We start from the raw sequence: 13,659 nt of genomic DNA on the forward strand, positions 1-13,659 counted from the left end.
ATGTCCGACCCGGCGAAATACCGTACCAAGGACGAGCTCGACAAAATGCGTAAAGAGCACGATCCGATTGATATGGTCAAAAAACTCCTGATCGACGGCGACATCATTGATGAATCCGGTCTGAAAGACATCGACAAGGAAGTTAAAGCCGAAGTCGCAAAAGCGGCCGAGTTCGCGCAGAACAGCCCGGAGCCGGATGTTTCCGAACTGTTTACCGACATTCTGATCGACGCGTGATCGCAAGCTCTGCGAACCGCTTTTGAACGATATTTCCCGGGAGAGAGGGAACAATGCCGATTGAAGTTTTGATGCCGGCCCTGTCGCCGACCATGACCGAAGGCACACTTGCCAAATGGAACGTCAAGGAAGGCGACACTGTTGCATCCGGTGACGTGATCGCAGAAATCGAAACCGACAAAGCCACGATGGAAGTCGAGGCCGTAGACGAGGGCACCATTGGTAAGCTCGTTATCGAAGCCGGTACCGAGAATGTCGCGGTCAATCAGGTGATTGCCTATATCCTTGAAGAAGACGAAGACGCGTCCGCACTTGATAACGTTTCTGCGTCCTCTGAACCCAAGAAAGACGCCGCACCGGCAAAAGAAGAAGAATCTTCCAAGGAAGAATCATCTGACAAAGCCCCGGCATCGGCATCTTCGAATGCCGCACCGGTTTCTGCCAGTGGTGCGATTGAACGTTCTGACGCTGAGCCGCGCGCAATGAGCGTGATGAACGCGACCCAGGACGAAAAGACCTATACCAGCTTTAAAACCCAGACCGTTCGTGAAGCCCTGCGCGATGCAATGGCCGAAGAAATGCGTTCTGACGAAAACGTCTTCGTCATGGGTGAAGAAGTTGCGCAGTATCAGGGTGCCTACAAGGTTACCCAGGGACTGCTTGATGAATTCGGTGACAAGCGCGTGATCGATACCCCGATCACCGAGCATGGTTTCACCGGCCTTGCAACCGGTTCGGCCTTTATGGGCCTTAAGCCGGTTCTGGAATTCATGACCTTTAACTTCGCAATGCAGGCGATTGACCAGATCATCAACTCTGCTGCGAAGACGCTGTACATGTCCGGTGGCCAGCTTGGTTGCCCGATCGTGTTCCGTGGTCCGAACGGTGCCGCATCGCGCGTCGGTGCCCAGCACTCGCAGTGCTATGCATCCTGGTATGCACATTGCCCGGGTCTCAAGGTTGTTGCACCGTGGTCGGCCGCAGACGCCAAAGGCCTTCTGAAGGCGGCCATTCGTGACCCGAACCCGATTGTCTTCCTTGAAAACGAAATCATGTACGGTCAGAGCTTTGAAGTGCCTGACGACGAAGATTTCGTCCTGCCGATTGGTCAGGCCAAGATCGAACGCGAAGGGACCGATGTCACCATCGTTGCTTTCTCGATCATGGTGGGCAAGGCGCTTAAGGCGGCCGAACAACTGGCAGAGCAGGGCATCTCGGCAGAGGTCATCAACCTGCGCACCATCCGTCCGCTGGATGTGAACACCATCGTTCGTTCGGTCATGAAGACCAACCGTCTGGTGACTGTTGAGGAAGGCTGGCACTTCTCGGGTATTGGTGCGGAAATCGCGTCTGTTGCGATGGAACATGCATTTGATTACCTCGATGCACCGGTTGCCCGTGTAACCGGCGAAGACGTTCCGATGCCGTATGCTGCCAACCTGGAGGCGCTTGCGCTTCCGCAGGACAGCCACATCGTCGCCGCGGCCAAGGCCGTTTGCTATCGCTAAGTAAGACGGACAGGGGCTGGTCGCGGGTTACTCCGCGCCGCCCCGTTACCGGGAGAATGCGTTCATGCCTGTAAAAGTATTGATGCCGGCCTTGTCGCCGACCATGACCGAAGGCACCTTGGCGAAATGGCACGTCAAGGAAGGCGACACCGTTGAATCGGGTGACGTCATCGCCGAAATCGAAACCGACAAAGCCACGATGGAAGTCGAAGCCGTCGACGAAGGCAAGATCGGTAAAATCCTTGTTTCTGAAGGCAGCGAAAACGTTGCGGTAAACGAAGTTATCGCGTTGCTGCTTGAAGAAGACGAAGACGAAAGCGCGCTTGAAGGTGCGGACACGTCTGCTGCCAGCACGTCTGGTGGCGGCGAAAGTGCGCCGGCCAAGGACGACGCCAAAGAGGAAAAAGCACCCGCAGCGGCCGAAAAATCGGCCTCTGGTGACGACAAGCCGGCACCGGCTGCCCCGGTTTCCGGTGGCAAGCGCATCAAGGCAAGCCCGCTTGCGCGTCGTATTGCCGCCAATGAAGGTGTCGAGCTTTCTGATGTTTCCGGTTCCGGCCCGCGTGGTCGTATCGTGAAACGCGATATTGAGGCGGCTCTGTCGTCGAAACCGGCCGAAAAATCGGCTGCATCCGAAGACAAGAAATCGGCAGATGCACCGGCAGCAGCAAGTGCACCGGCCGCATCTGGCTGGAACCCGGATCTTACCGGTCTTCCGGAATACGAAGAAATTCCGAACAGCGGCATGCGCAAAACCATCGCGCGTCGCCTGACCGAATCCAAGCAGCAGGTTCCGCACTTCTACCTGACGGTGGATTGCGAACTCGACAATCTGTTGGCAACCCGCAAGCAGCTGAATGAAAAGGCGGGCGAGGGCGTTAAGATTTCGGTCAATGATTTCGTCATCCGTGCGGTTTCGCTGGCGCTGAAAAAGGTTCCGGCTGCGAACTCGATCTGGACCGACAAGGCGACCCTGCAGTGCAAGAAACAGGATATCTCGGTGGCGGTTGCCATCGAAGGTGGCCTGATCACGCCGGTTGTTCGTGATGCCGGTTCGAAAGGCCTTGCTGAAATCTCAGGCGAGATGAAGGCACTGGCTGGCAAGGCACGCGACGGCAAACTGAAGCCGGAAGATTATCAGGGCGGGACTTTCTCGGTCTCCAACCTTGGCATGTTCGGCATCAAGGACTTCTCGGCGATTATCAATCCGCCGCAGGGCTGCATCCTTGCAGTGGGTGCGGGTGAACAGCGCCCGGTCGTCAAGGACGGTGCACTGGCAATCGCCACTGTCATGACCTGTACCCTTTCTGTTGACCATCGCGCGGTCGATGGCGCAGTCGGTGCGGAATTCATGGCCGAATTCAAAAAGCTTATTGAAGATCCGCTGAGCATGTTGCTCTAGGGTCCAAAGTTGCGCGGGGGCTTTAACAAGTCCCCGCAAGCATTTGAAGTTAAAAGACCTGTAACCATTATTGGGCAGGCGAAGGAGATCCTACGATGGCGGATAACAATTTCGACGTAATCGTGATTGGCGCAGGCCCGGGTGGTTATGTAACCGCAATCCGTGCGGCCCAGCTTGGCCTGAAAACGGCTGTTGTCGAACGTGAACATGTTGGCGGTATTTGCCTGAACTGGGGCTGCATCCCGACCAAGGCGCTGCTGCGTTCGGCCGAAGTTTATCGCAACATGCACCACGCAAAGGATTATGGTCTTTCATGTGAAAAGCCGTCCTTTGATCTGGATGCGGTGATCCAGCGTTCGCGCGGCGTGTCCAAGCAGCTTGCCGGTGGTGTTGGTCATTTGCTGAAAAAGAACAAGGTGACCGTGATCAACGGGGAAGCCAAGTTCGACGGCCCGAAAAAGATCGTGGTCGAAGGCAAGGACAAGGGCACCTATACCGCGAAGAATTATATCATCGCGACCGGTGCGCGTGCCCGTTCACTGCCAGGTCTTGAGGCCGATGGCAAGGTTGTCTGGGATTACAAAAAGGCGATGACGCCTGACAAGATGCCCAAAAGCCTTGTTGTGGTGGGGTCCGGTGCCATCGGGATCGAGTTTGCCAGCTTCTATCACACCATGGGTGCGGATGTGACCGTGGTGGAAATCATGCCGCAGATCATGCCGGTTGAAGACAAGGAAGTTGCAGGCCTGGCACAGAAGATGATGACCAAGGACGGGATGAAGATCCTGACCGAAGCCAAGGTCGCAAACCTTAAGCGCAATTCCGATAACGTTGTTGTCACGGTGGAAACCAAGGACGGCAAGAAACAGGAATTGACCGTGGATCGCGTGATTTCGGCCGTTGGTGTGATTGGCAATACCGAAGGTCTTGGTCTTGAAACCACCAAGGTCAAAGTTGATCGCAACGTGATCGGCACTGATGAATATTCGGCAACCGCAGAGCCGGGCATCTATGCCATCGGTGATGTTGCTGGTCCGCCGATGCTCGCACACAAGGCAGAGCACGAAGGTGTTGTTTGCATTGAAAAGATTGCCGGTGTCAAAGGCGTTCATCCGATTGATCCACGCAAGATCCCGGGGTGCACCTATTGCCATCCGCAGGTGGCAAGTGTTGGTCTGACCGAAGCCAAGGCCAAAGATGCCGGTTATGAAGTCAAGGTCGGCAAGTTCCCGTTCATCGGCAACGGCAAGGCGGTTGCCCTTGGCGAGGCAGAAGGTCTGGTGAAGACCGTGTTTGATGCCAAGACCGGTGAGCTGCTTGGCGCGCACATGGTGGGCGCGGAAGTGACCGAGCTGATCCAGGGCTTTGTGGTTGCGATGGGTCTTGAAACGACCGAGGAAGATTTGATGCATACGGTCTTCCCGCATCCGACGCTGTCGGAAATGATGCATGAGTCGGTCCTTGACGCCTATGGCCGTGCGATCCACTTCTAGAGCTTGAGATATTGTGTCGTGCCGGGCGGACATGCCCGGTATGATCACCTTTTTACGAATGTCGGTTTGACAAATGCGCGGCGTGGCGGCAAATTGCCGCCCGTCCAATCCTTCGGAGGTAACTCTATGTCGACGGCGCCCAGCGAACAGAAACCCGTTCGTCACCCGGAAAAGCAGAAACGGCCAGACCGCCCATCGGGGCGCAAACCGTCCTGGATCAGGGTCAAGGCTCCGACCTCCAAGGGCTATCAGGAAACCCGCGAGCTTGCGCGTGGCCTGAACCTTCATACCGTGTGTGAAGAAGCCGCATGCCCGAATATCGGCGAATGCTGGCAGAAAAAACACGCATCCTTCATGATCATGGGCGATACCTGCACGCGTGCATGTTCGTTCTGTAACGTCAAAACCGGGATGCCGAACGCGCTTGACCCGTTTGAGCCGGAAAACCTGGCGATGGCGGTTGCCGACATGCAGCTCAAGCATGTTGTGATTACGTCTGTTGACCGTGATGATCTGGCCGATGGCGGGGCAGCACATTTTGCCCGCGTGATTGAGGCGATCCGTCACAAGTCACCGGAAACGACGATTGAAATCCTGACGCCGGACTTCCGTGACAAGCCGGGTGCGGTTGAAATCGTTGCCAAGGCGCGTCCGGACGTGTTCAACCACAATCTTGAAACCGTTCCGCGGCTTTATACCAATATCCGTCCAGGGGCGCGTTATTACCAGTCGCTACGTATTCTTGATCGCGTCAAACAGATTGACCCGACGATCTTTACCAAATCCGGCCTGATGGTTGGTTTGGGTGAAGAACGCAAGGAACTGGCACAGGTAATGGATGACCTGCGTGTGGCCGATGTCGACTTCCTGACGATTGGCCAGTATCTGCAGCCGACCCTTAAGCACGAGCCGGTCCACAAGTTTGTCACGCCCGATGAATTCAACGAATATGCATCGATGGCACGTGGCAAGGGCTTTTTGATGGTGTCGGCAACGCCGCTAACACGGTCTAGCTATCACGCGGACCGCGATTTCGAGCAGCTTCGTGAAGCGCGCGAGAAGAAGCTGGCTGCTGCGGATGCGGCCAAAGCCAAGGCGGAACAGACCGTAACGGCGGCACAATAGTCCTTTCACCCGTTTAGCCACATACCACGACGATCAAGGGAGATATCGCGTGCCGACGCATGCAGAGCGCAGGAAACTGCCCTATACGCCGGAACAACTCTTTGATCTTGTCGCGGATATCGATTCCTATTCGGAGTTCCTTCCGTGGTGTGTCGCATCGCGGGTGCGCAAGCGTGAAGGCAATGTGCTTAAGGCGGATCTTGTGATCGGCTTTAAGATGTTTCGCGAAAAATACACATCGAAAGTCACCCTGCAGCGCCCGGATCGGGTCGATGTGGAATATCTGCAGGGGCCGTTCAAGTACCTTAACAATCACTGGGTGTTTGAAAAGGATGAAGACGGCGGCACGTCGCTTGATTTCTTTGTCGATTTCGAGTTTCGATCAGCACTTTTACAGAAAATGATCGGCGTTGTGTTTAACGAGGCCGTCAAGATGATGGTGGGGGCGTTTGAAACCCGCGCACGCGAAGTGTATGGCGAGCCGAACTTGCCGACATCGGAAAATCAGGCCTGAGTCCCAGGCCTAGCGATCCAGCATTTCTTCGATCAGGGCAAAGGCCTTAAGGACTGTTGCCTTGCGCACGGTATGGCGATCGCCCGGAAAGACCGTGTGGGTCGTGATGGTTTCACGCCCCTTGGCCGCACAGCCAAAATGAACGAGCCCAACCGGTTTGGTGTCGGTGCCGCCGCCCGGACCGGCAATGCCGGTAACCGAAACGGCGATGGTGGCTTTGGGCGCGCGATCAAGCGCACCTTCGCACATGGCACGTGCAACCTGTTCCGATACCGCACCATGTTCGGCGAGCAAGTCATTGCCAACGCCAATCAGGCTGTGTTTGGCCTCGTTCGAATAGGTGACAAAGCCGCAATCGACCACCGATGAGCTGCCATCAACACCGGTCAGGGTGCCTGTGATCAGACCACCGGTACAGGATTCGGCCGTGGCGATCATTTCGCCCTTGGCCTTGCAGCGCGCGATCAGGGCACTTGCCGCATTCAGAAGATCAGGGTCATTCATCATCACGATCATCCGTCCATCAGGTGTGCTCGTCAGGAGCCTGTCAGGTCGCCAGTCAGGTAAACAACGCCGACAAGCGCAATCATGGCAAAAACGCCGGCCAGGACATCATCAAACATGATGCCAAACCCGCCGCCCACACGCCGGTCAACCCAGCGTATCGGCCAAGGCTTGATGACGTCAAATATGCGAAATGCCAAGAAGGCAATCAACAGCCACACGGCATCCATCCAGACCGCACCAAGCGGCACGACAAGCAGACACATCCATTGGCCGACCACTTCGTCAATGACGATCTCGCCGGCGTCATGGATGCCCAGCATATTGCTGTAAAGATGGGCGACCCAGATGCCGATGGCAAAAACGGCGATGCTGGCGATGATCAGTGCCGTGTTTCCGCCATAGGCCCAGATCAACCAGCCAAAGGGCAGGGCGGCGAACGAACCGGCCGTGCCGGGTGCCTTCGGGCTTTTGCCGCTATAAAACCAGGTTGCGGCAAAGGTGATCATAAATCGGGAAAACGCCATTCTCAGCAAACGCATATGATGTGGAAGATGGCCATAGGTAACACAGCATATGAGCAGAAGGTGAAAATTTTGCGATTAAGGATGTGTTAACGGGCTTGCTTGCAGGCCGAGTTACAGGTAGCGTAAAGAAAAGGCGAAAATGTCTCAGGCGGGGTCAAAGAAACTCTGCATAACCGGGGTAACCGGACGTGCATACGGGCAACTAGGGGTTAGACACTGAATATGTCGGCGTTTGAACGCATTCGTCGGTTGGTGGATAAATGGTTTCCGGATCGGCAGTTGCTTATCCGTTCCAATGATTCCGTTTACCAGCTTCGGCTTGGAAAATACGCGCAGGTCGCACTGGCCTCATTCGGGGCAGCAGCCATAACCTGGACGGTCGGCGTTACAGGTTATAGCTGGTACCTAGATCAGCGCCTTACAATGCGTGAAGAGCAGCTTTTCAGAAGCGAGCTGTCGTACAACCGTCTGATCGCCCGGGTTACCGAAAGTCAGCGCCGTTTTGGCGAGATTACATCCCAGATGGAAGATACCCATCGTAATCTGTTGTCGATGGCGGAAAAGAACCTGCAGCTTCAGGCGCGGGTACAGGATTATACCTCCAAGCTTGCTGATAGCGAGAAGGAGAAAGTCCGGATTTCATCGCTTCGCACGTCGATGGATAACCAAATGAATGCGTTGCAGGGCCAGATTGACGGGATCACCAACCGCAACCTTGCACTGCGCGACGAGTTGGAAACGGTTGAAACCGTCATGTCGCGTGTGATGCGCGAACGTGATCAGGCTTTGCAGCGGTCCAAAAAGCTTCAGGGTGAACTGAGCGAAGCGCGTCAGCGTATTGCTGATTTGCACTCGATCCAGCAACAAGCCATGCAGCGGGTGGCCCAGACGGCAGATACCACCATTCTCGAGCTTGAGAATGTGCTTGAGATGACCGGCCTGCAGCCGGAAACATTTGTTCTGCCGCCGATGAAGCCGCAGCAGCCCGGTGTTGGTGGTCCGTTCGTGGCGTTTGAGCCCGAACACCCGCAGGACGAGGAATTTGTCAATACGGCGTTGGCGTTGAATGATCGCATGGATCACCTTGCCAACCTGCATGACAGGATCAAGAAGACGCCAATCGGGGAACCGGCGGCGAAATACTATCTATCGAGCTCGTTCGGTAAACGAAAAGACCCGATCAATGGTCGCTGGGCTTTTCATTCCGGTGTTGATCTTGCCGGACCGATCAAGACACCAATTCTTGCAACCGCACCGGGCAAAGTGGTGCATGCGGGATGGAGTGGCAAATACGGGAAGATGGTCGAAGTTGATCACGGAAACGGTGTTCGAACCCGTTATGGCCACCTATACAAGGTCCTCGTAAAGAAGGGCGACGAAGTGCAGTACCAGGACCATATCGCCTTGATGGGAAGCACGGGCCGCAGTACCGGTAGCCACGTGCATTATGAAGTTCTGGTCAATAATAAGCCGGTCAATCCTGTAAAATTTATTGAGGCGGGACATCATGTTTTCAAAAGCGAGCAAGACGACACAAACAACGAATAAAAGTGGTTCACACGGGGCCGAGAAAAAGGGTGGCCTGTCGGTCATCAATGCCGATCTTCGTGTGACGGGTGATCTGATTTCGGAATCCGATGTTCAGGTTGATGGGTCGGTCAATGGCGATATTCGCACACGAACCCTGACAATCGGTCAAAGCGGCGAAGTCCGCGGCGAAATTGTTGCCGACAAAGTCCGCATTTGCGGCACCGTTATCGGTCAGGTAAGGGCAAAGGATGTTTCCCTTTCCGATACCGCCCGCATGATCGGTGATATTCTTCACGAAAGCCTTTCCATCGAGCCGGGTGCCCATATCGAGGGCCATTGCCGCCGCATCGAAAGTGCTGCCGACGAAGGCGGCCTGACGGTAATCCAGGCGGGGCAGGTGGTTGCTGCCAACGTGAAGAAAGAAAACAAATAATCACTTAAGTGATTTGTGTTGCGGTTTTCAGGTGGCGAGTCCGGCCATGCGCAAAACCGACAGAGAAACCAAAAAAGGCAGGCACCGATTTCGGGCCTGCCTTTTTCATGTTTGGGCGTGATTGAAGCTGTCGGACGTTATGCCTTTTGCGGTTCGCCAACCAGGGGCAGCAGCTCATCAAGGCCATTCAGCACCACATCGGCGGTATGCGACAAGCGTTCGGCCGGGCTATGCGCGCGATTGATCCAGGCGGTACGGAAACCGAAATGCCCGGCACCAGCAATATCCCAGCCGTTTGACGACTGGAATGAAATCTCGGCCGGTTCGACTTCAAGCTTGTCGACGGCAAGCTGATAGACATCCGGATGCGGTTTGTAGGTTTTGAGATCATCGACACAGATGATCTGATCAAACAGTGACAGAATGCCCGACGATTTGGCCGCCGAGATCAGCATATGCTTGGCACCGTTTGAGAGGATGGCAAGCTTGTGCCCCTGACTTTTCAGGGTTTTCAGCGTTTCGACCACTTCGGGGAAGGTATCAAGCGACAGATAGGTTTCCATCAGCTTGGCACGCAGAACCGGATCCTTTTTGCCAATCTGATCAAGTGCATAATCGAGCGCATCACCGGTCACGGTCCAGAAATCGGCAAAGTCCCCCATCAGACTGCGCAGCCAGGTGTATTCAAGTTGCTTTTGTCGCCAGAGGGATGAAAGGCGGTCTGCCTCGTCGCCGACGCTGTCACGTAGTTTTGCGACGGCGGAGCCGACATCAAACAGGGTGCCATAGGCATCGAAAACAAAAGCACGGCAGGAAGACAGTGCGTTATCGGACATATTGCTGACCTCTTCTGACAAGCAGTGTTGATCAAATATGGGGCAATTGCGCGCAGGCGCAAATCAGGACAGGCGGAAGAGACCCCCGACTGTCCTTATTCGGTATCCTGTGCTGCGTCGCTTTGGCCCATTGCGATCTCGTCCCGGGCAAAACGCCGGCGATAGACATAAGTTCCTTCCATCACACGCTGAACGTAATTTCGGGTTTCGCTATAGGGAATCATTTCGATCCAGTCGACCAGATCGACATCCGGATCACGCGGATCGCCATATTCGTTGATCCATTGGCGCACACGGGTCGGCCCGGCATTGTAGCTGGCAATCGTCAGGACTTCCTGACCATCCCAACGATCAAGAAGGCGGCTGAGATACGCGCGGCCAACCGCGATGTTGAAGGACGGATCCTCGATCAGGCGATCGGTGTCGTAATCAAGCTTGAGCGACTGTGCCATGCGCTTTGCCGTGGCGGGCATTAGCTGCATCAGACCACGCGCGCCAGCAGACGAGACCGCCTGCGGATTAAACAGGCTTTCCTGACGCATGATGGCATGGACCAGTGCCGGATCCGGGGCACGGCCAAGCGGGACCTGTTCATGGATCGGGTAGGCGGCATCAAGATAACCGCTGCCAGTCCGGATGCTGCGTTTGGCGGCAAGAATGCCCAGATCGGTGCGGCCATATTCGCGCGCCAGATCGGTCGCCATGGCGAGGTATTCCGGTTCATCATGTTCGTAAACCAGTGCCATGATGAAAGGACGAATGATATTGCCAAGCCCCATTGCGCCAAGCTTGCGAACGACCTGGGTCAGTTCCTGTGCCTCGAATTCGGCGCGTTGTTCGGCGGTTGGGACGGGTTGTTCAACCGAATAGGATGGCTTGCTGCCCAGTTTGTCGATGGCAAGCTGGCCATAGAAGGTATGGGCATGTTCGGCCGCGATTGCGTACCATTCCTTGGCGCGTTTTTGATCGCCAAGCGCCTCGTTGGCGCGCCCGGCCCAGTAAGAGCCGCGCGACAGGCTGATCGGATATTGAACGACATCATAAAGGTTCTGGAAATGGGTCAGCGCGATGTCGGCATCACCCAAAAATTCAAGCGCGATCCAACCCGCATACCATTCGGCCTCGGCGATATCGCCCGGATCAACCTGACCATGGTTGGCGACCAGCCGATAGGCATCGGTAATATGGCCCTTTTGCAGGGCGCGGCGGGCCAAAATGGCCTTTTCCAGCCACCAGTATTGCGGGCGGATCGAGATATAGGCGAGATCATTGGCCTGCGAGAGCAGAAGATCACGCGCATCCTGATCGCGGTCCTTCTTGCGGCGCCAGCGCACACGTTCGTAAATCAGGCCGGGATCGTCGCGGTATTTTTCCGGAACGCGATTGATCGCACCGTCAACACCGCCACTCATGGCGCGCAGGGCGGCGCGGGCCTCGGCCAGGCGGCGGTAATCGTCGCTGACATATTTCATCATGCGCGCGGCAGTCGTCAGGCGACCTTCCCATAACAGGCGATCAAGGCGCTGTTGATGGGTTTCCTGATCAATATATTCGCCGTAGCGATCAAGGAAGCGGCGTTCTTGGCCGCTGCCGAAATTCTCGTTGATCCAGCTGTGGCGGACCAGTGCGATGGCCGCCGATTCCTGTCCTGCACCCAGCAACGCCTTGATCTGGCGGGTTGCGCCATCAGCCGTCACGGGGGCGGATCGTTTGAACCAGGCCAGGATTTCGTCATCGGGTACGGCATCGGTCATGGCTTCTTCGGCGCGCTGTCGCAGCAGCGCCTGATTGGGCCATTTCGGATGGGCATCGATGAAGGCGGTGATTTCTTCGAAGCTGTGCCCGGAATTGGGGGCGGTCAGCAGCATCCATTCCGCTGCCTTTTGAAGCAGGGGATCATCAAAATTGGTCAGGAGTTGTTCGAAAATGTCGGTCTTGCCATCTTCAACCGCGTCCAGAAAGGCGTTCAGACGCGCCCGGCTGACAGCAGAATACAGCGGCGAGGGCGGCTGCGTCTGAAGAACGTTGTCTTCATTCGTTGCGGCCTGCACCTGATAACTGCCTGGTATCAAGATCGAAAAGCCCAGTGCCAATGCGCAGATCGAAATCTTGCGGAAAGACGCTTGCGCCATGTGATGTTCCCCTTGTGCCTTGCGGCAACGAATGCTCTCTCGAGCCGGGCATTATGGCAGCGAAATTGATAAAAGCCAAACAGTCCTGACGGGAATTTTCAGACCCGATCCCGGATCGCCCGGATTATTGGATACAGTGCTTGCGGGAAACCCCAACAGCGGCTATTTTCGCGACCGCTTTTAATATATCCCGAATTTGGAGATCTCTATGTTTAAGGGTTCAATCACAGCTTTGATCACACCATTCACGCAAGATGGTGCGATTGATGAAAAGGCGTTCCAGTCTTTTGTGGATTGGCAGCTTAAACAGGGCACGACAGGTGTTGTGCCTGTCGGAACCACCGGTGAATCTCCGACCCTTAGCCATGCCGAGCATCATCGCGTTGTCGAACTGGCACTTGAAGTTGCCAAAGGCCGCGGTCCTGTGATTGCCGGCACGGGGTCGAATTCGACCGCAGAAGCGGTGTCGCTGACCCGTCATGCGCAGAATGCCGGTGCGGATGCCGCACTTGTAGTAACGCCGTATTACAACAAGCCGACCCAGAAAGGCCTGTATGCGCATTTCAAGGCGGTTCATGACGCGACCGATATCCCGATTGTGATTTATAACATTCCGGGCCGTTCGATCGTTGATATGAATGTCGACACCATGGCGCAGTTGGCCAAATTGCCGCGCATTGTCGGTGTTAAGGATGCGACCAGCGATCTGGAACGTCCGGCATTGACCCGCCTGGCTGCGGGTGCCGATTTCTGCCAGCTGTCGGGGGAAGACGGCACGATTGTGCCGTTCCTGGCACAGGGTGGTCATGGCTGCATTTCCGTCACATCGAACATCGCGCCGAAATTGTGTGCTGATCTGCATGCGGCCTGGGCTGCGGGGAACATTTCGAAGGTTCAGGAGTTGAACTATCGACTGATGCCGGTTCACAAGGCGATGTTCTGTGAATCCAGCCCCGGACCGGTGAAATACGCAGCAGAGCTTCTTGGCCTGTGTGGCAGCCATATGCGTTTGCCGATGGTCGAGATTGCCGAAGAATCCAAACGCAAGGTCGAAGCCGCACTTAAGAATGCTGGTATTCTCGGCCAGTAAGCGATAACAAGCGTCTTATGGCACCCAAGAAAGAAACAAGTAACAACAAGATTGTCGCGCAGAACCGGCGGGCCCGCTTTGACTTTTTCCTGACGGAAACGTTTGAAGCCGGCATCGCCCTGCGCGGTACCGAAGTTAAATCGCTGCGCGATGGCAAGGGAAATATTCAGGAATCCTATGCCGAAGCGAAGAACGGCGAAGTGTGGCTGATCAACGCTTATATCCCTGAATATCAAAGCAAAATGCCGTTCGGCCACGAAGAGCGCCGACCGCGCAAGCTGCTTTTGCATAAGCGTGAAATCACCAAGATGCATGATGCCCTGAACAA

At 55.5% G+C, this 13,659-nt stretch carries 14 protein-coding genes; 10 read left to right on the top strand and 4 right to left on the bottom strand.

Annotation, left to right across the window (positions count from 1 at the left end; translation table 11 throughout):
- The 6 genes from B3Z49_RS20655 to B3Z49_RS20680 form a co-directional block, all read left to right on the top strand.
- Positions 1–237, top strand: a 237-nt coding sequence (locus tag B3Z49_RS20655) for a thiamine pyrophosphate-dependent enzyme (protein WP_296994419.1), incomplete at its 5' end; no start/stop codon positions are given.
- 53 nt (positions 238–290) lie between these two features.
- Positions 291–1,745 carry a pyruvate dehydrogenase complex E1 component subunit beta gene (locus B3Z49_RS20660; RefSeq protein WP_008891170.1) on the top strand — a complete coding sequence of 485 codons (1,455 nt, stop codon included), beginning with the start codon at positions 291–293 and terminating at the stop codon, positions 1,743–1,745.
- Between the two features lie 64 nt (positions 1,746–1,809).
- On the top strand, positions 1,810–3,147 hold the full coding sequence (locus B3Z49_RS20665) for a pyruvate dehydrogenase complex dihydrolipoamide acetyltransferase (RefSeq protein ID WP_120226003.1): 1,338 nt from the start codon (positions 1,810–1,812) through the stop codon (positions 3,145–3,147).
- A gap of 95 nt (positions 3,148–3,242) precedes the next feature.
- A complete protein-coding gene (gene lpdA, locus B3Z49_RS20670; protein ID WP_296994424.1) occupies positions 3,243–4,640 on the top strand; it encodes a dihydrolipoyl dehydrogenase in 1,398 nt (465 codons plus the stop codon).
- 126 nt (positions 4,641–4,766) lie between these two features.
- Complete coding sequence (gene lipA / locus B3Z49_RS20675) at positions 4,767–5,765, top strand: lipoyl synthase (protein WP_296994426.1); 999 nt, start codon at positions 4,767–4,769, stop codon at positions 5,763–5,765.
- Positions 5,766–5,814: 49 nt separating this feature from the next.
- Positions 5,815–6,279, top strand: a complete 465-nt coding sequence (locus B3Z49_RS20680) for a type II toxin-antitoxin system RatA family toxin (protein WP_063089414.1) — start codon at positions 5,815–5,817, stop codon at positions 6,277–6,279.
- Between the two features lie 9 nt (positions 6,280–6,288).
- Here the strand turns inward: B3Z49_RS20680 and B3Z49_RS20685 are convergent, their stop codons facing one another.
- Both B3Z49_RS20685 and B3Z49_RS20690 read right to left on the bottom strand, forming a co-directional pair.
- Positions 6,289–6,783 (bottom strand): CinA family protein, encoded by a 495-nt coding sequence (locus tag B3Z49_RS20685; protein WP_296994465.1) that lies wholly within the window; start codon positions 6,781–6,783, stop codon positions 6,289–6,291.
- Positions 6,784–6,815: 32 nt separating this feature from the next.
- A complete protein-coding gene (locus B3Z49_RS20690; RefSeq protein ID WP_232308434.1) occupies positions 6,816–7,310 on the bottom strand; it encodes a phosphatidylglycerophosphatase A family protein in 495 nt (164 codons plus the stop codon).
- 222 nt (positions 7,311–7,532) lie between these two features.
- On the opposite strand from B3Z49_RS20690, the gene B3Z49_RS20695 reads away from it, so the two are divergent.
- Entirely contained in the window at positions 7,533–8,858 is a 1,326-nt protein-coding gene (locus tag B3Z49_RS20695) for a M23 family metallopeptidase (protein WP_296994434.1), read from the top strand.
- Positions 8,818–9,273 carry a bactofilin family protein gene (locus B3Z49_RS20700; protein WP_296994437.1) on the top strand — a complete coding sequence of 152 codons (456 nt, stop codon included), beginning with the start codon at positions 8,818–8,820 and terminating at the stop codon, positions 9,271–9,273. Before B3Z49_RS20695 ends, B3Z49_RS20700 begins: the two co-directional genes overlap by 41 nt.
- A 137-nt stretch (positions 9,274–9,410) precedes the next feature.
- Here B3Z49_RS20700 and B3Z49_RS20705 read toward each other — a convergent pair whose 3' ends face one another.
- Complete coding sequence (locus B3Z49_RS20705) at positions 9,411–10,109, bottom strand: haloacid dehalogenase type II (RefSeq protein WP_063089417.1); 699 nt, start codon at positions 10,107–10,109, stop codon at positions 9,411–9,413.
- A gap of 95 nt (positions 10,110–10,204) precedes the next feature.
- Positions 10,205–12,241 (bottom strand): lytic transglycosylase domain-containing protein, encoded by a 2,037-nt coding sequence (locus B3Z49_RS20710; RefSeq protein ID WP_008891160.1) that lies wholly within the window; start codon positions 12,239–12,241, stop codon positions 10,205–10,207.
- 208 nt (positions 12,242–12,449) lie between these two features.
- On the opposite strand from B3Z49_RS20710, the gene dapA reads away from it, so the two are divergent.
- Positions 12,450–13,331 (top strand): 4-hydroxy-tetrahydrodipicolinate synthase, encoded by an 882-nt coding sequence (gene dapA, locus B3Z49_RS20715; protein ID WP_296994444.1) that lies wholly within the window; start codon positions 12,450–12,452, stop codon positions 13,329–13,331.
- A 17-nt stretch (positions 13,332–13,348) separates the two neighbouring features.
- Positions 13,349–13,659 (top strand): SsrA-binding protein SmpB (gene smpB, locus B3Z49_RS20720; protein WP_296994447.1); only part of this gene is annotated, 311 nt, incomplete at its 3' end.

Source organism: Thalassospira sp. UBA1131, from assembly GCF_002311515.1.
Classification (GTDB): Bacteria; Pseudomonadota; Alphaproteobacteria; order Rhodospirillales; family Thalassospiraceae; genus Thalassospira.

Coding starts and splice junctions, on each gene's coding strand:
- B3Z49_RS20660 (WP_008891170.1), top strand. CDS start 291: ATGCCGATTGAAGTTTTGATGCCGGCCCTGTCGCCGACCATGACCGAA.
- B3Z49_RS20665 (WP_120226003.1), top strand. CDS start 1,810: ATGCCTGTAAAAGTATTGATGCCGGCCTTGTCGCCGACCATGACCGAA.
- lpdA (WP_296994424.1), top strand. CDS start 3,243: ATGGCGGATAACAATTTCGACGTAATCGTGATTGGCGCAGGCCCGGGT.
- lipA (WP_296994426.1), top strand. CDS start 4,767: ATGTCGACGGCGCCCAGCGAACAGAAACCCGTTCGTCACCCGGAAAAG.
- B3Z49_RS20685 (WP_296994465.1), bottom strand. CDS start 6,783: ATGAATGACCCTGATCTTCTGAATGCGGCAAGTGCCCTGATCGCGCGC.
- B3Z49_RS20690 (WP_232308434.1), bottom strand. CDS start 7,310: ATGGCGTTTTCCCGATTTATGATCACCTTTGCCGCAACCTGGTTTTAT.
- B3Z49_RS20695 (WP_296994434.1), top strand. CDS start 7,533: ATGTCGGCGTTTGAACGCATTCGTCGGTTGGTGGATAAATGGTTTCCG.
- B3Z49_RS20700 (WP_296994437.1), top strand. CDS start 8,818: ATGTTTTCAAAAGCGAGCAAGACGACACAAACAACGAATAAAAGTGGT.
- B3Z49_RS20705 (WP_063089417.1), bottom strand. CDS start 10,109: ATGTCCGATAACGCACTGTCTTCCTGCCGTGCTTTTGTTTTCGATGCC.
- B3Z49_RS20710 (WP_008891160.1), bottom strand. CDS start 12,241: ATGGCGCAAGCGTCTTTCCGCAAGATTTCGATCTGCGCATTGGCACTG.
- dapA (WP_296994444.1), top strand. CDS start 12,450: ATGTTTAAGGGTTCAATCACAGCTTTGATCACACCATTCACGCAAGAT.